This is a genomic window from Bacillus sp. N5-665 (assembly GCF_022637375.2).
In the GTDB taxonomy this organism is placed as follows: domain Bacteria; phylum Bacillota; class Bacilli; order Bacillales; family Bacillaceae_G; genus Bacillus_A; species Bacillus_A wiedmannii.
On record NZ_CP093325.1, the window covers coordinates 4790001 to 4813544 of the forward strand.

Sequence of the window (23544 nt, forward strand, 5' to 3'; positions counted from 1 at the left end):
GCCACTGGTGTTCCTCCATATCTCTACGCATTTCACCGCTACACATGGAATTCCACTTTCCTCTTCTGCACTCAAGTCTCCCAGTTTCCAATGACCCTCCACGGTTGAGCCGTGGGCTTTCACATCAGACTTAAGAAACCACCTGCGCGCGCTTTACGCCCAATAATTCCGGATAACGCTTGCCACCTACGTATTACCGCGGCTGCTGGCACGTAGTTAGCCGTGGCTTTCTGGTTAGGTACCGTCAAGGTGCCAGCTTATTCAACTAGCACTTGTTCTTCCCTAACAACAGAGTTTTACGACCCGAAAGCCTTCATCACTCACGCGGCGTTGCTCCGTCAGACTTTCGTCCATTGCGGAAGATTCCCTACTGCTGCCTCCCGTAGGAGTCTGGGCCGTGTCTCAGTCCCAGTGTGGCCGATCACCCTCTCAGGTCGGCTACGCATCGTTGCCTTGGTGAGCCGTTACCTCACCAACTAGCTAATGCGACGCGGGTCCATCCATAAGTGACAGCCGAAGCCGCCTTTCAATTTCGAACCATGCAGTTCAAAATGTTATCCGGTATTAGCCCCGGTTTCCCGGAGTTATCCCAGTCTTATGGGCAGGTTACCCACGTGTTACTCACCCGTCCGCCGCTAACTTCTTGAGAGCAAGCTCTCAATCCATTCGCTCGACTTGCATGTATTAGGCACGCCGCCAGCGTTCATCCTGAGCCAGGATCAAACTCTCCAATAAAGTTAGTTTGTCTAGCATCTAAAAATAAAAATTGACGTTTCACGTTGTTTGTTTCGTTCAGTTTTCAAAGAACTTGTTTGCCGCTCCAGAAGCGACTTCACCATATTAACATCTTCGTTTTTTGATGTCAACTAAGTTTTAAAATTTCTTTTTTGTCGTTTTCTGCGTTTCCGCATCAGCGACGTTTATTAATATACCATCATGATTTTTAAATAACAAGTGTTTTTTTAAAAAAACACAAAAAAATATCCATCCTACTTTCTTCTATATAGAGACGCCTCATCCCATCTACGGAAAACAGCTATTTAAATTGTATACCAATACACTCTAGTTAACCAAACTGTATTTCATAACCCCTTCCTAGATTTTCATTCTCTTCTATATTAACGCCTGATCATTCGCTTCTCTATAGACTAACAATATAAAAAACAAATTAATCCAAACTAAAAAATAGATTCACCACTTCCTACATAAAGCAAACATGCCGATTTTTAGTTTTGTTCCTCCACACAAACTATTAATTGAACGAATCGGTTGTTTACAGACAGCTCGATTAGGTAATAGTCTTATCGCTCGGCGAATAGCGGCATAAATAACGAAATTCCAACAAAAACATTAACTTAAGATTATTGTTAGAATTTTTTTACATTTAATTAATGAAAAATATCCATTTTTTGTTATATAGTAAGAAAGGACGTACTCAACTATAAATAAACCAATGGAGGAATTACTTTATGGATAGGTTAACAAAGTTTTCATTAAAAAACCGCGCTGCTGTTATCATCATGGTTTTTCTCATTTCCGTACTTGGCGTTTATTCCGGATCTAAACTACCTATGGAATTTTTACCAAGCATCGATAATCCAGCAGTCACTGTCACAACCTTATCTCAAGGACTCGACGCTGAAGCGATGACGAAAGAAGTAACTGATCCCCTCGAAAAACAATTTCGCAATTTAGAACACATCGACAGCATCACCTCTTCTACGCACGAGGGATTATCACGTATCGATATCGCGTATACATCCAAAGCAAATATGAAAGACGCAGCACGCGAGGTTGAAAAGGCCATTAACACAATTAAATTACCTAAAGATGCAACGAAACCAATAGTTAGCCAATTAAATACTTCTATGATCCCACTCGCTCAAATTGCTATCCAGAAGCAAAACGGTTTTTCAAAAGCAGATGAAAAGCAAATCGAAAAAGAAATCGTACCACAACTCGAAAGCATTGATGGTGTTGCCAACGTTATGTTTTTCGGAAAATCAACCTCTGAATTATCTATCACACTAGACCCAAACCAATTAAAAGATAAAAACGTAGCAACAGAACAAATATTAAAAGTTTTACAAGGAAAAGAAACTTCCACTCCAGCTGGAGCAATTACCGTTAATAAAGAAGAATATAATCTTCGTGTCATTGGGGATATAAAAAATGTAGATGATATTAAAAACATAACTGTTGCACCTCAAGTAAAATTGCAAGATGTTGCTCAAATTGAACTTAAACAACACTACGATACAATCTCACATATAAACGGAGAAGAAGGAACCGGATTAATCATCATGAAAGAGCCAAGCAAAAATGCAGTTGCAATCGGAAAGGAAATCGATAAGAAAATCAAAGATATAAGTAAACAATATAAAGATCAGTTTTCTATTAAACTTTTAGCCTCAACTCATGAGCAAGTTGAAAATGCTGTTACTAGTATGGGCAAAGAAGTAATTCTTGGAGCAATTGCTGCAACTCTAATTATCTTAATCTTTTTGCGTAACTTCCGAACGACACTCATCGCCGTTGTCAGTATTCCATTATCTATTTTATTAACACTCTTTTTACTACACCAATCTAACATCACACTTAACACCTTAACGCTTGGTGGTTTAGCAGTTGCAGTTGGACGTCTCGTTGATGATAGTATCGTTGTCATCGAGAACATTTTCCGCCGTTTACAAAAAGAATCTTTCTCTAAAGATATTATTCTCGATGCAACGAAAGAGGTCGCCGTCGCAATTACTTCTTCTACTTTAACAACGGTCGCTGTTTTCTTACCTATCGGCCTCGTATCAGGAGTAATCGGAAAATTAATGTTACCTATGGTATTAGCAGTTGTATATTCTATACTATCATCCTTAATCGTTGCACTAACAGTTGTTCCACTTATGGCTTTTTTACTACTCAAAAAAACAAAGCACAAAAAGCCAAGTTCTTCACCACGATATGTCGCTACATTAAAGTGGGCTCTTTCGCATAAATTCATTATTCTACTTACTGCTTTATTATTATTCGTAGGATCAATTGCAGCCTATGTATTACTACCGAAAGCGAACATAAAATCTGAAGACGACACAATGTTATCTATTAATATGACTTTCCCAACTGATTACGCTCCTGAAACGCAAAAACAAAAAGCCTTCGATTTCGAAAAGAAATTACTTTCTAATTCGGATGTAACGGATGTTATTTTACGAATGGGATCTAGCGCAGAAGATGCACAATGGGGGCAAACGACAAAAAATAATCTTGCCAGTATATTTGTAGTCTTCAAGAAAGGCTCTGATATTGATCAATATATTAAAGAGTTAAAGAAAGAACATAAAGCTTTTGAGCCTGCTGAACTAGATTATATAAAAACGAGTTATTCAAGCTCTGGTGGTGGCAACAATTTGCAATTCAACGTAACAGCTACTAACGAAACGAATTTAAAAGAGGCTGCTACTATCGTCGAAACAAAACTAAAAAATATGACTGCTCTCTCTAAAGTAAAAACAAATTTAGAAGACTCTAAGAAAGAATGGCAAATCCATGTTGATCAAACAAAGGCCGAACAACTAGGCTTAACACCAGAATTAGCAGCTCAACAAGTAGCATTCCTTATGAAGAAATCACCTATTGGTGAAGTTTCAATTAATAATGAAAAAACAACTATTATAATAGAACACAAAAAAGAAAACATTACTAAACAAGAAGACATTTTAAACACAAACATACTATCACCTATTAATGGACCAATTCCTTTAAAAGACATTGCAACTATTTCAGAAAAGCAACTTCAAACAGAAGTCTTCCATAAAGACGGAAAAGAAACGATTCAAATTACTGCCGAGGCCTCAAATGAAGATTTAAGTAAAGTAAGCGCAGAAGTAAACGAAACGATAGCTAACTTAGACTTACCTAGCGGCGCAAAAGTAACTATTGCAGGTGCAACTGAATCTATGCAAGAGAACTTCACAGATTTATTCAAAATTATGGGGATTGCAATCGGGATTGTATATTTAATTATGGTTATCACCTTCGGACAGGCGCGCGCTCCTTTTGCAATTTTGTTCTCCTTGCCATTAGCTGCTGTTGGCGGTATTTTAGGGTTAATCATTTCAGGAACACCTGTTGATGTAAATTCCTTAATCGGCGCATTAATGTTAATCGGGATTGTCGTTACAAACGCTATTGTATTAATAGAAAGAGTGCAACAAAATCGGGAACACGGCATGGAAACAAGAGAAGCCTTACTAGAAGCGGGTTCTACTAGATTACGTCCAATTATTATGACAGCTATAACGACAATCGTCGCTATGCTTCCTCTCCTATTTGGTCAATCGCAAGCAGGAAGCATGGTATCAAAAAGTCTTGCCGTCGTTGTCATCGGTGGTTTAGCAGTCTCAACCGTTCTTACATTAGTAGTCGTTCCAGTTATGTATGAACTATTAGATAAAATCGGGAGAAAAAGACGCTCTCGTAGAAAAATAAGCACTTCTACAGAAACACCTGATATTTAAAGAAAAAGGCGTTATCTTCAAGAACGAAGATAACGCCTTTTCTCTACTTACTGATATAATCCATCATTTTTTGAGCATATCGCTCTAGAGGTTTACCAGAATCTACAATAAGACATTCACTATTTAAAGGTCTTTTACTACCATCTAACCACTTTTTAAAAGCTACTTCCGAATCGACTTTTCCAATCTGACTGACCATACGTTTACGTGTTTGTAACCTATTATTAATCTCCTCCATATCATTAAGATAGCATTCAATATATTTATATTTCACACCATGTTTATTAGACAGTTTCATTCCTTTTTCAACCATCCCTTCATATAAACATGGACTATCTAATATAACACTATGCCCTTGTTCTAAATAAGAATCAATCAATGCCCATTCAACATCGTATGATACTCCTCCAACAATTGTCGATTCAACCCCTTTCATTTCTAATGATTGTAACAATGCCGATTTCAAAACGTCATGATTTACAATTACAGCACCCGTTAACTTCGCTATATACTTAGAAACTGTCGATTTTCCCGATCCAGGAAAACCTGACATTTGCAGAAAAAACAAATTAACTTCTCCTCTCACCTGTACCTATTCATCTATATAATCAATTACAAATTCAACAATCATTACATCCATTCCTTCTATATTAAAATACAAAAAGAACTCTCTACTTATAAGTAGAGAGTTCCTCTTTATAATTTATGCCACTTTTGCTTTCTTCGTCGTTTTACTTTTTCTTTTCGTTCCTGTAAAACGCTTGTGCAATATAGATGCTACCAAGCGTGAAATAACGTTGAATAGTAATACCATAATAATTAATACAGCTGCAGATTTTGTCGCAATCAACTTTGCATCCGGAATAACTCCTTCAGAATTTAACTTCCAAATGTGAACCGCTAACGTTTCAGCTGGTCTAAATGGATTTAAAGGATGCGCAGGACTTGAGAAGTCCGCTGCTGAATTTAAAATCGGGGATGTTAAACCCGCTGTGTAAATTAACGCTGCCGCTTCACCAAATATACGACCTGCCGCTAAAATAATACCTGTAATAATTTGCGGTAATGACGACGGAATAATGATACGAGCAATTGTTTGCCATTTCGTTGCACCTAATCCAAGACTTGCCTCTTTTACATTATGAGGCACTTCTGAAATCGCATTTTCACAAACACGTGTTAAACCTGGTAAGTTTAAAATAGTTAAAGCAAGAGCACCGCCCATTACTGTGTATCCCCAACCCGTCATGGTAACGAACACTAACAAACCGAATAAACCAACAACAATCGAAGGTAACGACGCCATTGTCTCAATACATAAGCGAACAAAATTTAAAAAGCGCCCTTGTTTTGCGTACTCTGCTAAATATATTCCAGCCCCTAACCCAAGAGGAATAGATATAACAAGCGTTATAACAAGCATGTAGAAAGAATTGAATAACTGTGGACCAATCCCACCACCAGCTCTTGTATTACTTGGTTCTCCAAACAAAAAATCAGGATCCCAAAATCCCCATCCCTTTTGCAGAATTTCAAACACTAAGAATACTAGCAGAGCTACAACTAAAGCCGCAACCGCATAAAAGATACCTGTCCAAATTTTATTTACCGTTCTTGCATTCATTATTATCGCTCACCTCTTTGCCCAATCGCTCGAATTACTAAAATAAACAGGAATGAAATAACAAGTAAAATCATCGCTAAAGTCCATAGCGCATTATTCCAAGCAGTTCCGTTTAATGTATTTGTCATGTCCATTGTCAAAATACCAGTTAACGTCGCTGTCGGGCTATATATTCCTTCTGGTAATTTAATTGTGTTCCCGATTACCATTTGAACCGCTAATGCTTCACCAAAAGCACGCGCTAAACCTAAAACAACACCTGTTAAAATCCCTTTTTTCGCAGCAGGAACAATCACTCGGCTAACCGCTTGCCATTTCGTTGATCCTAGACCATAAGAAGCTTCTAAATAATCAAATGGAACAGAGCGTATTGCATCAGAAGCGATACTAGCAATAGTAGGTAAAATCATAATACTTAATACAACAATACCCGCAATTAGACTAAATCCCACTCCCCCGAACGAATCACGTAATAGTGGCACTAAAATCGTAACCCCTAATAATCCGTATACAACCGAAGGAATACCAACTAATAATTCTAAAACGGGCTTCAATACTTTATTTCCAAACTTTGGCGAAATTAAATTCATGAATATAGCAAGAGCTATAGCAATTGGTGCACTAATAATAACCGCACCTAACGAAACCACCGTTGAACCTACAATAAAAATCAAAGCCCCGAAGGTTCCTTCGTCAGCATTTGGATTCCATTTTGTCGATGTTAACATCTCAGTAAATGAGATACCACTTTGTGTAAAAGATTGAATACCTTTACCGCAAATAAACGCAATAATAGCTAATGTAATTAAAACAATAAAAATACCACAAAACGTAACAAGCGATTTTCCTATATATTCACTTTTTACGTAATTAATTTGTTTTTTCCCCTTCATCACAGGTCAGACCCCACTTCATAGATTGAAATGAACAGGACTGGCCTTGCAGCCAGCCCCATAAAAATTTATTACTTATTTAATTTAGACATTGGGATGTAACCCATATCTTCTACTTGCTTTTCAAAGTCTTTTCCTTTTACATAATCAATGTAAGCTTTCGTTGCTTCTTTCGCTTCACCTTTTGTTACCATGTACTCGTAAGACCAGAATGGATATTTACCAGACGAAATGTTTTCAACTTTTGGTTCAGAACCATCAATTTTCACTGTTTGTAGCGCACCTTTTTTATCGCCAACCATGTAAGACATTGCTAAATAACTTACTGAACCTGGAGTAGAATTGATCGCTTGCTCTACTGCACCGTTAGAATCTTGTGTTGTACCAGTTCCATCATTAATTTTCGCTTCTTTCATAACTGTCTTTTCAAATGTAGCACGTGTACCAGATGAAGCTGGACGGTTAATTACGTTGATTTTTTCATCTTTCCCGCCTACCTCTTTCCAGTTTGTTACTTTCCCAGTGAAGATATCTTGTACTTGTTGCACTGTTAAGTTATCAACTTTTACATCTTTATTTACGACAAGCGCGAATGCAATACCCGCAACCTTGTTATCTACTAATTCTTTCGCTTTTTCAGCATCTTTTATTTTATCCCCTGATGGAACATCTGAATTACCAATTTGTACTGCACCCGATGCTACTTGGTTAATCCCAGTTCCACTACCGCCGCCTTGCACTTGAATAGAAACTTTTGAATTTTTCTCCATGAATTTCTTTCCAGCTTCCTCCGCAAGAGGTAGAAGAGCTGTAGAACCAGCTGCTGCAATCGTACCTGATAATTCTTGTTTTGTATTATCGCTTCCTTTAGCAGTTTCTTTACTAGCTGTATCATCTGCTTTCCCACATCCAACTAACGCCCCTGCTACCACTAAAGCTGCTAAAGAAAATTTAATACCTTTTTTCATAACCATGTCTTGTACCCCCATTTGGATTATCACTTTTCGAATTCATTTTCTTTCGAACACAAATTCATTGTAGGACAACAATATTATGTGAGTGTTAAGCAATTTTTAATTTTAAGTAAATGACGATAATAACCCTTAAAAGCTAGGAATCCCAACATTTATAGTTAAAGAACCCAACAAAATCCACACGAATTAAGCTGTAATGTAAATTTATTCTTAACAATGTAAATTCAATGTAAATGTTTTTCGCTCTTTTCCCTTTTTAATTAAAAATACATTTACAAATACATTGTATCTTTTAACTTTTACACTCTTACTTTATTTACATTCAACAGAATTTCAGTAATATTTTTTAGTACAACTAAATAAATTGGAACAATTCTAAAAATAAATGAATATTTTTAAAGTACCAATTGACAGCATCATCCAATGTAGTCTACTATATTATTAACAAAAAGTTTACCTAAGGAAACTTTTTAAACTTAAACAAACAATATAGAGATGAGGTAACTTTTATGGTATCGGCTAATACAAAACCACTTTCCGAGTTTAAGACAGGAGAGTTTGTACAAATTGAGAAGATACAATTAGAAGGAACTATGAAACGACGTTTATTAGACTTAGGATTTATCCCTGGGGCAACAATTAAAGTATTACAGCGCAGTCCGCTTGGAGATCCGGTCGCTTATCAAGTAAGCAATACAACTATCGCACTACGTAAGGAAGAAAGTTCCCTTATTTTCGGGGTATTAATAGGAGATGATTTCAGATGAGCAAACATCGTATTGCTTTAGCTGGCAACCCGAACACCGGGAAAAGTACATTATTTAATACTTTAACAGGCTTAAAACAACACACTGGAAACTGGACGGGAAAAACTGTTTTAAAAGCTGAAGGGGAATATGAACATAACGGAAGTAAATATACATTAATAGATTTACCCGGAACTTACTCACTATATTCAAATTCTGCGGATGAAGAAGTAGCAAGAGATTATATTATATTTGAAAAACCAGAAGTAACTGTAGTTGTTATAGATGCAACTGCAATGGAAAGAAATTTAAATTTAGCTCTCCAAGTGATGGAAATGACAAGCAATGTAGTCATTTGTATTAATTTAATTGATGAAGCGGAGAAAAAAGGCATCGTTATTGATGAAAAGAAATTAGCAAAATCGCTCGGTGTACCTGTAGTTAAGATTTCTGCTCGTAACCGAGTAGGTATTGGGCATTTGCTAAGCGTTATCGCTAAAGTAGCAAATAAAAAATTAATTCCAACACCAATTAAAATTTCTTACAGTGAAAAAATCGAAAATATGATTCAGGAATTAGAACCACAAATTTATAAAGTGTTCGGTGATATGTATCCAGCACGTTGGATTGCGTTACGTATATTAGATGGAGATAAAAATTTCTTAACTACACTTCAAAAACACCATAATGAACCGCTTGTAAGGGAGGTCGTAATGAATGGAATCTCACTCAGCCAGTAAAGCTCTTCCATTAGACTATATTATTCAACATGCACAAACACTCTCAAAAGAAGATATACGAGATGATATTGTCGGAGATATTTATCGAACATCTGCAAGCATATGTAAAGAGTCTGTTCAATATACAAATACTGATAAATTGTATCGTTCTGAAAAACTAGATAAAATTTTCACATCTCCAATCTGGGGATTTCCAATTATGCTCGGTATTTTATCTATTATTTTTTATCTTACAATTGCAGGTGCTAACGTACCATCTGATATGATTGCTGAGTTTTTCGGATGGGCCGAAGGATATTTAACATCTTGGTTCCAGGCAGCACATGCACCCGAATGGCTACATGGCATTTTAATACTTGGTTTATTCCGTGGTATCGGTGCTGTTATTAGCGTTATGTTACCACCTATGGCAATCTTTTTCCCTATGTTCGCACTATTAGAAAACTACGGATACTTACCACGTGTCGCTTTTAATATGGATCGCTTATTCAAACGCTCCGGTGCACATGGCAAACAATCTTTAACAATGGCAATGGGATTTGGTTGTAATGCAGCCGCTATTATGTCAACGCGTATTATTGAATCACCACGTGAACGTATGCTTGCAATCTTAACAAACAACTTCGTTCCTTGTAACGGTCGCTGGCCTATGTTAATTTTAATGGCTTCCTTATTTATGGCCGCTGGTTATACAGGTAGTATGCAAACATTAGTTACTGCTGGCGTTGTAGTTGGAATGGTTGTAATTGGTGTTATTATGACATTAACTGTTTCTTGGGTACTATCAAAAACAGCTTTAAAAGGTGTGCCAACTCACTACACTCTTGAGTTACCACCGTACCGTAAACCAAAAGTTTGGAATACAATTGTACGTGCAACACTCGATAAATCAATTTATGTTTTAAAACGAGCTGTTGTTGTAGCTGCCCCTGCTGCTGCATTAACTTGGTTACTAGCTAATATTTTCATCGGTGACACAAGCTTACTTATGTATTTTGTAAACTTCCTAGATCCGTTCGCTAAAATGTTAGGACTTGATGGATTTATTTTAGCTGCATTCATTCTTGGACTACCAGCGAATGAAATTGTTATCCCTATTTTATTAATGTCTTATTTATCAACTGGAGCTTTAACTGAAATAGACGATTTTAATCAAATTAAAAATCTATTCTTAGAAAATGGTTGGACTTGGTTAACAGCGTTAAACACAATGTTGTTCTCACTTCTTCACTTCCCATGTGGAACAACACTGGTTAACATATATAAAGAAACAAAAAGTGCAAAATGGACATTCTTATCGTTTGCAATCCCTACCGTTATCGCCATTGTTGTGACATTCCTCTCTACACAGTTGGTACATTGGTTAGGGCTTGTATAAAAGCAAAGCATACATAGAAGGTATCCCCCTTCACATATGCTTTGTGCGAAAGAAACCTGAAATCATTCAGGTTTCTTTTTTTGTGCATCAGTATTCCAAGGCTGTGCTCCATACATTGTGAGTTTCTTATGAATAAAGTATATGGCCCCCGGAAGAATCGCCATTAATATTGTGCAACTAATTCCTAATCCAGTAAACACCTTCCATCACCTTACTTTACTCTTTTTGGTAAAGCTGAACCTGAATGCTCAATTGTCGGATGAACATGAACAGTAATCTCAGCATTACTAAAGTAATTTTCACCTTGATCCCAATTCTTATCTATCTTCTTCCATTCTTTATAATTATGCCGCTTATATACGTTCCCTAACTCTAATACATCTACCTTATATTTTTTTTGAACAAGCTTAATCGATTTTTGAATGCGCTTCTCCATTTCCTCCGTGATGTTTTTCTTTAATCGCTTTTCGTTCATAATTTGTTTATGATCACTAAAATGCAACTCAGCCAATGTTCCTTCCAAAAACAAGTGAATATCGAACTTCGGTTTTGTAGCATTTTCTGTAGATACTTTAATCTTTCGACGCATTTTATGAATTTCATATGTAATAAGCTGGTCTTTTTTACGAATGGTAAAGAATCCTCCAATTTTCTTACCTATTATATAATTTATTCCAAATGTTTCTTCTCCATTCAAACTACCTACACACTTATTATCCTTCCCGCGAAACAACGCTGCCCCGTTCATTTGTACCCCTTGCCTTGTTAATTCAAGAATAGGTAATACGAAGCTTCGGTTGGAAATCATCTTTTCCTGAACTTCACCAATTCTTGCAGCCTCAATCATTTGAGCATTTTTCGGAGGATGTTCAGCTAACATATCAATATACTGCGCCGGTAAATTTTCAGGCTTAGCGCTCTGCTTCAAAATAGCTTCTGCATTTTTCTTAGAAACGAACAAACGTATATTTCTTCTCATCTCATGATCACGAATATATACATCTAACGTATTTTGTAAAACATATGGATTCGATAATAAATCTTTAGAAAAAATTATCACTTGTATGTGCGGAAAGAATAGTGAGCGACTAATTTTTTTGGCAATAATTCGTATTTGCTCAAAGACACTATCTGCCTTCGCACTCACATTAATATAATTTTCGCTATCTCCACCACCTTGTCCACCTTGTTGCGACAATTTACTGGGGAGTACCATCTGATACGTCCCTTTCATAATTGGATTCGCTTTCTTTTTTTTCACAATATCATAGGCTGCACCTACTACAAATCCTCTTTCTTCTATTTCTTCTAACTCAGAGCATCCACCTATCGATCCCGCTAACACTAGAAGCATTATAATTTTAAGAAGGTGTTTCATTTCTACCATTCCTTCTTTTTATTTTATATACAATAAAAACTAACAAAGGTGCTAACACGACAAAGCCCATATCTATCCAAGCTAAATAAGTTCCGTAATTTGACAAGTCATTCAAACTACTAGGTATCATATTCAGCATAAAAATAATCGGGGCACTTACGAAAATAAAAATATGTTTCTTCACTTTCGGAAACATAGCACAAAACAATAAAGATGCGACGTCATAATACATTGCTGTAGTGTTATAAATAGTAATAATCCAAGTAGTAAAAAAAATCGCATCAAACCTTTCTAAAAACCCCCCACCAATTTCAATTTCTTTCCCTAGTTCAATTGTTGGATATGTCAATCCACGTGTTGTCATATATGTAAAAACACTAATACAAGTTACATAAATTAAAATGTATGACAACACGTTTACCATCACCGCTTTTGCAACTGCCATCGGTGCCTTTTTCACTGACTTATCGTTCAACATCACAGCATAAAACAGAGCTACCTCAAATCCGATAAATGTGAAAATAGAGTTTTTAACTCCTACAGCATATTGACTGACGTCCGTTTGAAAAGCTGGTAGTAAATTATTTATTTCCATTAAATTTATATTCAATAAAGAAAGCAGCACTATCGCAATTAAAACTATAGGTAAAAACAAAACGTTTAGCCTTAATAAAGCCGCTCTCGATCCTGCTATTCCATAAATAACAACTAATAGGAAAAAGAAAGACAATAGTTGCACTGGTGTATCACTAAATAAATACGTTTGTGAAATAATTGCAATCATTCGCGATTCATATGCTGTCAAAGCAGCAAACGTTAATACTAAAATGCTACTAATTGTGTATGCAACAGGCTTCGTCAAATGTGCACTCGTATATTGAACAAAGTTTTGTTTTGGGAATAAAATAGCTACCCTCGTTACAAACCACCCTAAAACCGCACAGACTAATCCACCCAAAAGCAAAATAATCCAACCGTCCGAAAATAAGGTTTGCGTAGCAATATCTCGCGGCATAGATAATGCACCTATACCGATAATTGTTGACGATACCGCAAAACCAATTTCACGAGATCCAATCTCTTCATCCCCATATTCAAATGGCTTCAATTACTCTCGCTCCTTTGGACGTATTGTAGAATCTTTCGTTTGTAAGTACTCTGGTCTTTCTTTCAACATTGATTTTGGCAAGCGAATCATTTCTTCTTCCCAATCTTTATAAAATGCAGGAGCAATAGGCGTTGTATATGGCACCCCAACACTCTTTAAATTCGTAATATGAATCGCAAGTGCAATAAGAGCTAAAATAATTCCATATAGTCCAAAAGCAGTCGCCGCTAAAACAAAGACAAAAAGTAAAATCCGAAACGTAATCGTAATGCTATATACAGGCAGTGAAAATGTAGCAATTGCAGTAACTGCAATAATAATTACTAAAAACGGATTTACAATCCCTGCGTTCACCGCAGCTTCTCCAATTACAAGACCACCTACAATCCCAATTGTTTGCCCCATCGGTTTTGGCAACCTAATTCCCGCTTCTCGTATTAACTCCATCGTTAATGCCATCATTAACGTTTCTATATATGCCGGAAATGGTACCCCTTCTCTCGCTCCCGCAATAGAATAAGCTAATTTAGAGGGAATAAGCCCTTGATGATACGAAACAAGCGCTACGTACGTGGCAGGTAGTAAAACAGCAGCAATACCTGATCCCATACGTAAAATTCTTAATAACGTACCAATTACCCAGCGCTCATAATGATCTTCTACAGATTGAAAAATATCAACAAACACTAGTGGAGCGATAAGAGCAAATGGTGATCCGTCCACTAAAATGGCCGCTTTTCCTTTCGCTAGCGCAGCCACTATATTATCAGGTCTTTCTGTATTCAAAAATTGCGGGAATGGTGATAAATTATTGTCTTGAATTAATTGCTCAATCGTTCCTGTCTCAAGAATAACGTCTGCCACTATTGATTGAAGCCGTCGATCTAATTCGTCTACAATATAAGGGTTAATAATATCCTCTATATAGACTAAAGTTACTTCTTTTTGCGATCGCTTCCCCATAATATAGGATCGAAACCGTAACTTCGGATCACGTAAGCTGCGGCGAATTAACATCTTATTTACGTTAATATCTTCATTCAATCCAATTCTTGGTCCACGTATTAAATCTTCTGTTACTGGAGATTCTAGACTTCTTTTTTCCCATGCTCGGCTATTAATGACAATAGCGGTTTGAATATTATCAATTAATATAACTGTGTCTCCTGCTAAAATCGCATTTATAATGTCTGGAAACGTTGTCTTCATACCGACTTCTGCAATAGAAATAAAACGATCCAATAATGTTTGAACAACAGCTTCTTCTTTTTGTACTTCTTCATATTGAAGTGTACGAACTACATATTTATAAACATTATCCTTATCTGTTAACCCACATAAAAAAATAACCGCACAGCGTGTAAAACTACCCGCAAGGGCAACTTCCCTAATTGTTAAATCATTAGGCGAACCTAATTCATCCCTAATTTCTTTCATAACTTCAAATAAGTTACCTTTTAACTCTAACAATTCCCCCACCTAACTTCCTTTTCAACAAGTTTTTAGTTAGATTCCGCTAATAGAAGAAAATATATACAAAAAAGAGCTATCTCTTTTCAAAGATAGCTCTAGCACACGGATTACTTTTCTACTATTATACTGTCTGTCTTTATAGACACATTTCTCGTGAACCCGCTAACGATAAACATCACAATCATATTCATTAACAATGCGACTATACCTACATTTAAATCTTTTATATATTGAGGGAAACCTGGAAACATTGTAGCTATAGTTGAACCAGATAAAGTAATATATGCGACCACTAACAATCCAATCCCCATTCCTGCAATTGCCCCTTGCTTCGTAATAACTTGACGTGGAAACAAACTACATACAAGCGCAGGGAAAAGTTGTGTCACTATACTGTATCCCATTAAAAGAAGTGCTCCTATTGTTTCTCCACCTTTAAAAGTGAACAAAACAGCTACAAGCGTTACTACAGGAACAAATAATTTTGCCGCTTTAGCAACTTGTCTATCTGAAGCAGATGGGACCATTGTTCGGTAAATATTTTTTGCTAATAAAGTAGATGCCGCCATAACAAGCATGGAACCCGGAACTAATGCTGTTAATACTCCTGCACTACCAATAATACCAATAAACCATGGATCAAATGTTTGAAGAGCGAGACGGAATAACGAAAGGTCTACATCCCCTCCCTTTAACCCTGGAACTTGCAGTATAGCTGCAAACCCTGCAAAGAACACGAAAAGTAAAACTAAAGAATACAATGGCATAATTGCCGCATTTTTACGAAATACTTTTTCATTTTTTGCAGAGAAAGCAGAAGCGAATGTATGGGGCCACATATAGAAACCGAGAGCTGTTAATACAATAGTAGAAACAAACCAAGAAATGCTCATTCCTTCATCAGGTAAAGATAGAAATCCTGGTTTTGCTGCTTCTACAGCTTCAAACATCGGCTGAAAACCTCCGTAATAATGATATGGTAAATATATACCTAAAAACATAACGATAAACAGGATCATAATATCCTTCAAAGCGGCTGTCCAAGCAGAGCCGTATATGCCTGAAACCATTACATATATCGTTATAACAATCGCACCAATCCACACTGCAATAACTGGTGATACCCTGCCGTAAGATGCTTCCGAAACGATAATACCTAATCCTTTTAACTGTAAAACAAGGTATGGGATAATTGAAATAACCCCAATGACAGAAACGATAATGCCAAGCGTCTGACTCTTATATTTCTTCACAAAAAAATCTGGCTGTGAAACAAGATTATGCTCTTTCGCATACTTCCAAACTGGCGGCAATAAAAAGTAAGATAAAATATAAGCTAGTGCACCATAACCTAAAATATAGAAAGTAGGTGCTCCTTTACTATACGCCCATCCACTTCCGCCTAAAAATGTGAACGTCGTATAAATTTCACCTGCCATAAGAAGAAAAACAAAAATAGTGCCAAAGCCTCTTCCTCCAACTGACCATTGCTCTAAATTCATATCTTTTCCATGTTGTGCCCGAATTCCTAAAAATAGTGCGAGAAACAAAAATAAAATAATGATAAGTAAGGCGATCATTTTACATCCCCCTTATTAGCAGGATCAAATACGTACACAAGCCCCATACAAAGAGACGTAATGAGCACCGATAATAATACCCAAAATAATAAAAATGGCATCCCTAATACGTAAGGAGTAACTGAATTAGCAAATACAGGTCCAACAACTAAACAAAAAACTGGAATAAGCGCTAATACGTGTATTTTCTTCATCTCATTCTCCTTTACTTATAAAATTCATAATAGATGATACAAAAACTTCCACTCCAATCGGTAATGCATCTTCATCAATCGTAAAACGAGGATGATGGTGCGGATATATAATTCCCTTCTCTTTATTTCCCGCTCCGATAAAAAAGAATGTCCCTGGCGCCTTTTGTAAAAACGCTGAAAAATCTTCCCCAGCCATCGTCGGTTGTAAACGAGTAACTCGTTCCCTTCCATAAAGCTGTAATGCAGTTTGCTCAATAATCTCTGTAACTTCATAATCATTTACTACTGGTCGATATCCATATTCATAAGAAAATGTATATTTCGCTCCGTAAGATTCCGTCACATGCTTCACAATCCGTTCAATCCTTTTCTCTGTTTCTTCTCGCAACTCATGTCTTAAACTCCGCACTGTCCCTTCAATCTCCGCTTGTTCTGGAATCACATTATGGGTTGTCCCAGCATGAAATTGCGTAACAGATACTACAAGAGAATCTAACGGATTCGTGAGGCGAGATACAATGTGCTGAAGTTGCGAAACGACTTGTGTACCGATTGCAATACTATCAACCGTTTCATGAGGGATTCCAGCATGTCCACCTTTTCCTTCTATCGTAATTTTAAAAACATCTGGGGCAGCCATTGCAGGACCATAAATTACACCTATTTTACCAACCTCTAACGATGCCCAAAGGTGAGCACCAATAATATAATCCACACCTTCCATTACGCCCGCTGCAACCATTTCCTCTGCACCGCCAGGAAAGTTTTCTTCTGCATGTTGGAAGAGAAAACGAATCTCTCCTTTAATCTTCTCTCTTTTTTCTACTAACTTATGTACGACCCCAAGTAATATCGCTATATGTCCATCATGGCCACATGCATGCATAACACCTGGATATGTAGAAATAAAATCAAACTCATTTTCTTCATGAATAGGAAGAGCGTCCATGTCAGCACGAACCGCGATGGTTTTACCAGGTTGCTTACCAATCAACCTTGCCATTACACTATATTTAGTAGGTCTTGACACTTCTAAACATGGGATTTTTCGAAGTATATCGAATACAAATTGCGATGTTTTTTCTTCTTGAAAAGATAACTCTGGATACTTATGAAAATGCCTTCTCCACTCAATCAATTGATTTTTCGATAAAACCAGTTCCTTTGCAACATCCATTTCTCTTCGCCCCTTCTTCACCAAGTTAAATGTTATTATAACGTGAATTGTTAACTTTTAAAAGAATATTCTGAATTTTCCATTATAATAACTTAAAAATAAAAAGCCATCAAAAAGATGACTTTTTCAGTATTATAGAATAGTAATCGCTTGTTTCCCCATTTGCTCCCAAGCTTTCTCAAACTCTGCTCGCGGAACAGCAAAACGCGGATTATTTTTAAGCGGATCATTTACATATACAAAGTTTTGATCATACCCAACTATTACTACACTATGTTCATAATATGTAATTTTCACTTCGCCAGAGCTTGTATTCCATGTTTCAAAACTACTCTCGGCTAGTGGCTTAAACGTTGTATTAATAATGACCCATACTGGCGAACCGGAACTAACTACTTTATACATATCTTGCACGTCTCTACCTGTTAAATTAACTACTTTTTCAGGAGCATATTTTTCTGCTAAATTAAAAATGGGTTGATTATATACACCATATCCTGGCTCTGCCTTCGTATAAATATTTCCAACAAACCCCTCATAAGGATTTCCACGTAAACCATTTTGTTCAAATGGAACACGATGAATTTCGCTAGCAAGTTGCATCTTATCTACTTGTATACCTTTGTATTTTAGCAACATAGCCAAACTTGTAACTTCACATCCACGAGGTAATTCTGGTAACTGCTTTATAAACGGAACATTTTCAATCATAGTTGCTTCTTTCATTTCAGATAAAAACTCTAAACGGAACACTTGCGCCTTTTGTATAATTTTATCTTTCCCTATAAAAAACGCGGCAGCAAATATAATTCCAAAAACAAAAAGATATTTTAACTTTTTCATTTTAAACAAAACTCCATTAATTATTATTTTACAGACATACCTCTTATCATTGTACCTTTCTTCTTACTAGTTTGCTAGAAAGATTCTATGAATTATTGTTCACACTTCCATCGTTATAAAATTCTAATTATTTTTAATAAAAAGAAAAAACAATATACTTTTCTGAATATTTTTGCTAAAATCAAAATAATTAACATAGTGAAGATATCACCTTGTTAATAAAAACATTCTTAGAGTATTTAGTCATAGTTCGCATTTTTACATACTCCATTCATTTCATAATAAATAAGCCGAGTATGTGTCACATCCCCCACTAATGATTAAAAACTCGGAATGAAAATCAATTCATACAAGAAAATAACGGGGTGAGGGGCATATGAATCAACAAGTAGAACAAACAGATTTAAAACGAACAATGAAAAGTAGACACCTATTTATGATTGCACTTGGTGGGGTTATCGGAACTGGCCTATTTATGGGATCTGGTCAAATCGTCCATAACGCCGGTCCTGGTGGTGCTATTCTTGCATTTTTAGTCGGTGGATTTGTTATGTATTTAACGATGTTATGTCTTGGTGAATTATCAGTTGCTATGCCAGAAGCAGGTTCATTCCAAAGCTATGCAAGCAAATTTATTTCACCTGGTTTTGGATTTGTTGTCGGTTGGATGTATTGGTTAAATTGGGCTGTTACAGTTGGGGTAGAGTTAACAACTGTAAGTATTTTAATGAAACGTTGGTTTCCAGACGTTTCTTCGTGGATTTGGTGTGTTACATTTGCAGCAGCACTCTTTCTTGTAAACGCATTATCAGCAAAGGCATATGCAGAAGCAGAATTTTGGTTCGCAAGTGTAAAAGTCGCAACCATTGTTATTTTCATCGTACTCGGTGGTGCAGTTATGTTCGGTCTACTAGACTTTAATGGAAAACCAGCACCAATGCTTCACAATTTCACTGAAAATGGCGGGTTATTTCCAAACGGTGCATTAGCTGTTCTTCTTACGATGATTACAGTAAATTACTCCTTCCAAGGAACAGAATTAATCGGAATTGCTTCAGGAGAAAGTGAAAACCCTGAGAAAACAATTCCAAAAGCGATTAAAAATACCATTTGGCGAACTCTCTTCTTCTTCGTCCTAGCAATATCAGTTGTTGTAGGTTTACTCCCATGGCAAGAGGCTAATCTAGTCGAAAGTCCATTTGTACTTGTATTTGATGTGGCTGGTGTTCCATATGCAGCTGACATTATGAACTTTGTTATTATTACAGCAGTATTATCCGTAGCCAACTCTGGTCTATACGCAAATTCTCGTATGCTTTGGGCGATGGCAAAACAAGGAATGGCAAGTCCAGCTTTTACGAAGTTAACTAAAAAAGGAGTGCCACTAAACGCATTAATTTTCAGTCTAATTTTTGCAAGTTTGTCTCTATTAACAAGTATATTTGCGGCAGATACTGTCTTTTTAGTTTTAACATCTATTGCAGCTATGGCCGCTGTCGTAGTTTGGATGTCAATCGCAGCTTCACAGTTTTTCTTCCGTAGAAATTTCTTAAAAAACGGCGGGGACATTAATGATTTAAAATATCGCACACCACTTTATCCAATCGTTCCAATCGTAGCATTCTCACTCAATTTCATTACATTTGTTAGTTTAGCTTTCATTCCAGATCAGAGAATTGCTCTTTATTGTGGTATTCCATTTATGATTTTTTGTTACATTTTATACCAATTAAAATATAAAAAAGTTGTCACATTTGAACAACAAATAAATCTAAAAAAAGAAGTAAACTAAATATACAAAATATTCAGCTATCTTTCTTATCATAAGATAGCTTTTTTCTATTTCTTGGATATCTTGGTATAACTTTATTTATCTTAAAATTTCCACAATCACGTTTTTCACTGGAAAATGGTTTACAATGTTATCAAGTTACAAATGATATTCACCTTAAAAAGTGTGCATTTGTGTCTATTTTTTAACAATATCACAAAAACTATTGCCATCTATAAATTAATAGGTTTATATTGTTTTATTGGCATAGTTTCAATCCAAGGAGAAAGGAGATTTTCAATCGTGCAACTAAAGAAAACGTTTTGGAAGCTGGCTTCGCTTCTTCCGTTATCATTACTTCTGTTCCTCGGCGGCTGTGATAAGAAACTCGCAGTATTAAATCCGCAAGGACCTGTTGCAAAAGCACAGTATGATTTAATTGTTTGGTCATTCTTGCTTATGTCATTAATTATCGCAATTGTATTCATCTTGTTTACAGTCATCTTGATTCGTTATCGTGAAAAACCAGAGAATATGGACTACGAGCCACCTGAACAACACGGTAACACATTATTAGAAATTATTTGGACGCTTGTTCCTGTTATTATCGTTATCGCATTATCGATTCCAACAGTAAAAGCAACGTATGCTTCGGAAGAGGTTCCGGAAGAGTCCAAACATATTAAACCAGTTGAGATTTATGTTACATCTGCAAACTGGAAATGGTTATTCAGTTACCCAGAGGAAAAAATTGAAACCGTTAACTATTTAAACATCCCAGCTGGTGTACCAATTCAATTCAAACTGACTTCTGTCGGTCCAATGAATGCTTTCTGGGTACCAGAACTTGGTGGTATGAAGTACACTATGGATGGCATGATTATGGATCTTTATTTACAAGCTGATAAGCCGGGTTCTTACCTAGGCCGTAGTGCGAACTTCTCTGGTGAAGGATTCACACATATGGAGTTCGAAGTTGAAGCAAAAACTAAAGAGAAATATGACAAGTGGGTTAAAGAAGTACAACAAACTGCTCCTAAACTAACAGAAGATAAGTACAACGAAATTGTTAAACCTGGTGTAGTTGGTCGTATGACATTCTCTAGTCACCACTTAAGTTATGTAGATCCAAAATCACTTGAATATTGTGATTACAACTACTACAAAAACAAAAAATAATAGCTATTATTCCAACAGATTGGAGTGAACACAGTGAAGCTTGATGAATTCTTTGTCACAGGTGACCCGATTATTTACGGTGCAGACGCTTCTATCGTTCTTGTGACATTAGCAATCATTTTCGTACTAACAAAGTATAAAAAATGGAAATGGCTTTGGGACGAATGGTTAACAACTGTTGACCATAAAAAGATTGGGGCCATGTATATTATTTCTGCGGTTATCATGTTATTCCGTGGTGGTATGGACGGTTTAATGATCCGTGCACAGTTAACATTCCCAGAAACAACTTATTTAAATGCTGAACACTATAACGGAATCTTCACAACACACGGTACAGTTATGATTCTTTTCATGGCGATGCCATTCGTTATGGGATTAATGAACCTTGTAGTACCATTACAAATTGGTGCTCGTGACGTTGCATATCCGTTCTTAAATGCTTTAAGTTTCTGGTTATTCTTTGTCGGAGCAATGTTATTCAACATCGCTTTCGTAATCGGTGGTTCTCCAGACGCTGGGTGGACTTCTTACTTCCCAATGGCAGGTACAGAGTTTACTTCTGGTGTAGGAAATAACTACTACGCAATTGCATTACAGATTTCAGGTCTCGGTACGCTAATGACCGGTATTAACTTCCTTGTTACTATCTTAAAAATGCGTACACCTGGTATGACTTTAATGAGAATGCCAATGTTTACTTGGTCAATCTTAATTACAACAGTTATCATTATTTTCGCTTTCCCAGTATTAACAGTTGCTCTTGCATTAATGACATTTGACCGTCTATTCGATGCTCACTTCTTTACGATGGCGAGCGGCGGTATGCCAATGTTATGGGCCAACCTATTCTGGGTATGGGGTCACCCTGAAGTATATATCGTTATTTTACCGGCATTCGGTATTTTCTCTGAAATCATTAGTACATTCTCACGTAAACGTCTATTCGGTTACAGTGCGATGGTATACTCAATGGTTGCAATTTCTTTACTAAGTTTCGTCGTATGGCTTCATCACTTCTTCACGATGGGTGCAGGTCCAGCGGTTAACTCATTCTTCTCGATTTCGACAATGGCGATTTCGATTCCAACCGGGGTTAAGATCTTTAACTGGTTGTTTACACTGTATAAAGGACGTATTCGTTTTACAGTTCCAATGCTTTGGTCATTGGCATTTATTCCAAACTTCGTAGTCGGTGGGGTTACAGGGGTTATGCTTGGTATGGCAGCAGCTGATTATCAGTACCATAACAGCTACTTCCTAATTGCTCACTTCCACTACGTATTAATCGCAGGTACAGTATTCGCTATGCTTGCTGGATTCACATTCTGGTATCCAAAAATGACTGGTCATATGTTAAACGAACGCCTAGGTAAATGGACATTCTGGATCTTTATGAGCGGATTCAATATCTGTTTCTTCCCAATGTACTTCTTAGGTTTAGACGGTATGACTCGTCGTATGTACACTTACTCTGAAAGTCTTGGATGGGGATGGCTAAACCAAATCGCATCTGTTGGTGCGGTAATGATGGGTATTGGTTTCCTAATTCTTTGTTACAACGTAATTTGGAGTGCTCGTCACGGTGAACGTGACACAACTGGAGATCCATGGGATGGCCGTACACTTGAATGGGCAACTCAATCTCCTGTACAACATTACAACTTCGCGAAACTTCCTGAAATCAAAGAAGCTGATGCTTTCTGGTACATGAAAAAACGCGGAGAAACAGTTACACCAGCAGCAGAAGATATCAAACCAATTCACATGCCAAGTAACTCTGGTGTGCCTATTATTGCGTCTTTATTCTTCGGTCTTGCAGGTTTCGCATTAGTATTTAGCTGGTTCTGGCTTGCAGCAATCGGCGGCGTTGGTATTTTAGCTTGCTTAATCTATCGTTCATTCGATTATGATGATGGCTACTACGTAAGTGTTGATGAAATTAAAGAAACAGAACATATAGCATGAGAGG

18 protein-coding genes and 1 rRNA gene (1 of these 19 cut by a window edge) are annotated in these 23544 nt (G+C 36.7%); 7 read left to right on the plus strand and 12 right to left on the minus strand.

The annotated features are described in order from the left end of the window. Positions 1-735 (minus strand): 16S ribosomal RNA (locus MNO09_RS27325) (it extends 817 nt beyond the left edge of the window). A 734-nt stretch (positions 736-1469) separates the two neighbouring features. Between MNO09_RS27325 and MNO09_RS27330 the strand changes: the two genes are divergently transcribed. Continuing rightward, on the plus strand, positions 1470-4514 hold the full coding sequence (locus tag MNO09_RS27330) for an efflux RND transporter permease subunit (protein WP_070169402.1): 3045 nt from the start codon (positions 1470-1472) through the stop codon (positions 4512-4514). Between the two features lie 43 nt (positions 4515-4557). On the opposite strand, the gene MNO09_RS27335 is transcribed toward MNO09_RS27330, so the two are convergent. From MNO09_RS27335 to MNO09_RS27350, 4 genes are all read right to left on the minus strand, one after another. Next, entirely contained in the window at positions 4558-5082 is a 525-nt protein-coding gene (locus MNO09_RS27335; protein WP_000465765.1) for a P-loop nucleotide/nucleoside kinase family protein, read from the minus strand. Positions 5083-5217: 135 nt separating this feature from the next. Then, entirely contained in the window at positions 5218-6138 is a 921-nt protein-coding gene (gene pstA, locus MNO09_RS27340) for a phosphate ABC transporter permease PstA (protein ID WP_000994129.1), read from the minus strand. Between the two features lie 2 nt (positions 6139-6140). Next, the gene (pstC, locus tag MNO09_RS27345) at positions 6141-7031 is read right to left on the minus strand and encodes a phosphate ABC transporter permease subunit PstC (protein WP_241950074.1); all 891 of its coding nucleotides are present in this window, start codon (positions 7029-7031) and stop codon (positions 6141-6143) included. 71 nt (positions 7032-7102) lie between these two features. Continuing rightward, positions 7103-8005 (minus strand): phosphate ABC transporter substrate-binding protein PstS family protein, encoded by a 903-nt coding sequence (locus tag MNO09_RS27350; protein ID WP_000245097.1) that lies wholly within the window; start codon positions 8003-8005, stop codon positions 7103-7105. Positions 8006-8514: 509 nt separating this feature from the next. Here MNO09_RS27350 and MNO09_RS27355 point away from each other — a divergent pair. From MNO09_RS27355 to MNO09_RS27365, 3 genes are read left to right on the plus strand one after another with little or no spacing between them, the layout of a single operon-like run. Further along, positions 8515-8772 (plus strand): FeoA family protein, encoded by a 258-nt coding sequence (locus MNO09_RS27355; RefSeq protein WP_000252989.1) that lies wholly within the window; start codon positions 8515-8517, stop codon positions 8770-8772. Continuing rightward, complete coding sequence (locus MNO09_RS27360) at positions 8769-9491, plus strand: FeoB small GTPase domain-containing protein (protein WP_000033857.1); 723 nt, start codon at positions 8769-8771, stop codon at positions 9489-9491. The genes MNO09_RS27355 and MNO09_RS27360 overlap by 4 nt, the downstream gene beginning before the upstream one ends. Next, positions 9469-10869: a nucleoside recognition domain-containing protein gene (locus tag MNO09_RS27365; protein ID WP_000443603.1), complete on the plus strand. Its 1401-nt coding sequence runs from the start codon at positions 9469-9471 to the stop codon at positions 10867-10869. Before MNO09_RS27360 ends, MNO09_RS27365 begins: the two co-directional genes overlap by 23 nt. A 211-nt stretch (positions 10870-11080) precedes the next feature. On the opposite strand, the gene MNO09_RS27370 is transcribed toward MNO09_RS27365, so the two are convergent. The 7 genes from MNO09_RS27370 to MNO09_RS27400 all read right to left on the minus strand — a co-directional run bounded on the left by MNO09_RS27370 (position 11081) and on the right by MNO09_RS27400 (position 18622). Then, positions 11081-12247, minus strand: coding sequence for a Ger(x)C family spore germination protein (locus MNO09_RS27370; protein ID WP_140399204.1), 1167 nt, complete (start codon positions 12245-12247; stop codon positions 11081-11083). Next, positions 12231-13355, minus strand: a complete 1125-nt coding sequence (gene gerLB, locus MNO09_RS27375) for a spore germination protein GerLB (protein ID WP_000802029.1) — start codon at positions 13353-13355, stop codon at positions 12231-12233. The genes MNO09_RS27370 and gerLB overlap by 17 nt, the downstream gene beginning before the upstream one ends. Then, the gene (gene gerLA / locus MNO09_RS27380; RefSeq protein ID WP_095205680.1) at positions 13356-14834 is read right to left on the minus strand and encodes a spore germination protein GerLA; all 1479 of its coding nucleotides are present in this window, start codon (positions 14832-14834) and stop codon (positions 13356-13358) included. A gap of 101 nt (positions 14835-14935) precedes the next feature. Further along, entirely contained in the window at positions 14936-16408 is a 1473-nt protein-coding gene (locus MNO09_RS27385; protein ID WP_000561012.1) for a sodium:solute symporter family protein, read from the minus strand. Continuing rightward, positions 16405-16602, minus strand: a complete 198-nt coding sequence (locus MNO09_RS27390; protein WP_000719861.1) for a DUF3311 domain-containing protein — start codon at positions 16600-16602, stop codon at positions 16405-16407. Before MNO09_RS27390 ends, MNO09_RS27385 begins: the two co-directional genes overlap by 4 nt. A 1-nt stretch (position 16603) precedes the next feature. Next, positions 16604-17779 (minus strand): M20 family metallopeptidase, encoded by a 1176-nt coding sequence (locus MNO09_RS27395; RefSeq protein WP_000382108.1) that lies wholly within the window; start codon positions 17777-17779, stop codon positions 16604-16606. Between the two features lie 132 nt (positions 17780-17911). Beyond that, positions 17912-18622, minus strand: a complete 711-nt coding sequence (locus MNO09_RS27400) for a C39 family peptidase (protein WP_000734466.1) — start codon at positions 18620-18622, stop codon at positions 17912-17914. A 376-nt stretch (positions 18623-18998) separates the two neighbouring features. Here MNO09_RS27400 and MNO09_RS27405 point away from each other — a divergent pair, with 376 nt between their 5' ends. The 3 genes from MNO09_RS27405 (at position 18999) to qoxB (ending at position 23540) form a co-directional block, all read left to right on the plus strand. Then, positions 18999-20414: an amino acid permease gene (locus tag MNO09_RS27405; RefSeq protein ID WP_001076072.1), complete on the plus strand. Its 1416-nt coding sequence runs from the start codon at positions 18999-19001 to the stop codon at positions 20412-20414. Between the two features lie 282 nt (positions 20415-20696). Next, positions 20697-21572, plus strand: a complete 876-nt coding sequence (qoxA, locus tag MNO09_RS27410; RefSeq protein ID WP_001176181.1) for a cytochrome aa3 quinol oxidase subunit II — start codon at positions 20697-20699, stop codon at positions 21570-21572. 33 nt (positions 21573-21605) lie between these two features. Further along, entirely contained in the window at positions 21606-23540 is a 1935-nt protein-coding gene (gene qoxB / locus MNO09_RS27415) for a cytochrome aa3 quinol oxidase subunit I (RefSeq protein ID WP_000762383.1), read from the plus strand. Positions 23541-23544: the final 4 nt, after the last annotated feature.

Coding starts and splice junctions, on each gene's coding strand:
- MNO09_RS27330 (WP_070169402.1), top strand. CDS start 1,470: ATGGATAGGTTAACAAAGTTTTCATTAAAAAACCGCGCTGCTGTTATC.
- pstA (WP_000994129.1), bottom strand. CDS start 6,138: ATGAATGCAAGAACGGTAAATAAAATTTGGACAGGTATCTTTTATGCG.
- pstC (WP_241950074.1), bottom strand. CDS start 7,031: ATGAAGGGGAAAAAACAAATTAATTACGTAAAAAGTGAATATATAGGA.
- MNO09_RS27350 (WP_000245097.1), bottom strand. CDS start 8,005: ATGGTTATGAAAAAAGGTATTAAATTTTCTTTAGCAGCTTTAGTGGTA.
- MNO09_RS27355 (WP_000252989.1), top strand. CDS start 8,515: ATGGTATCGGCTAATACAAAACCACTTTCCGAGTTTAAGACAGGAGAG.
- MNO09_RS27360 (WP_000033857.1), top strand. CDS start 8,769: ATGAGCAAACATCGTATTGCTTTAGCTGGCAACCCGAACACCGGGAAA.
- MNO09_RS27365 (WP_000443603.1), top strand. CDS start 9,469: ATGGAATCTCACTCAGCCAGTAAAGCTCTTCCATTAGACTATATTATT.
- MNO09_RS27370 (WP_140399204.1), bottom strand. CDS start 12,247: ATGAAACACCTTCTTAAAATTATAATGCTTCTAGTGTTAGCGGGATCG.
- MNO09_RS27385 (WP_000561012.1), bottom strand. CDS start 16,408: ATGATCGCCTTACTTATCATTATTTTATTTTTGTTTCTCGCACTATTT.
- MNO09_RS27390 (WP_000719861.1), bottom strand. CDS start 16,602: ATGAAGAAAATACACGTATTAGCGCTTATTCCAGTTTTTTGTTTAGTT.
- MNO09_RS27395 (WP_000382108.1), bottom strand. CDS start 17,779: ATGGATGTTGCAAAGGAACTGGTTTTATCGAAAAATCAATTGATTGAG.
- MNO09_RS27400 (WP_000734466.1), bottom strand. CDS start 18,622: ATGAAAAAGTTAAAATATCTTTTTGTTTTTGGAATTATATTTGCTGCC.
- MNO09_RS27405 (WP_001076072.1), top strand. CDS start 18,999: ATGAATCAACAAGTAGAACAAACAGATTTAAAACGAACAATGAAAAGT.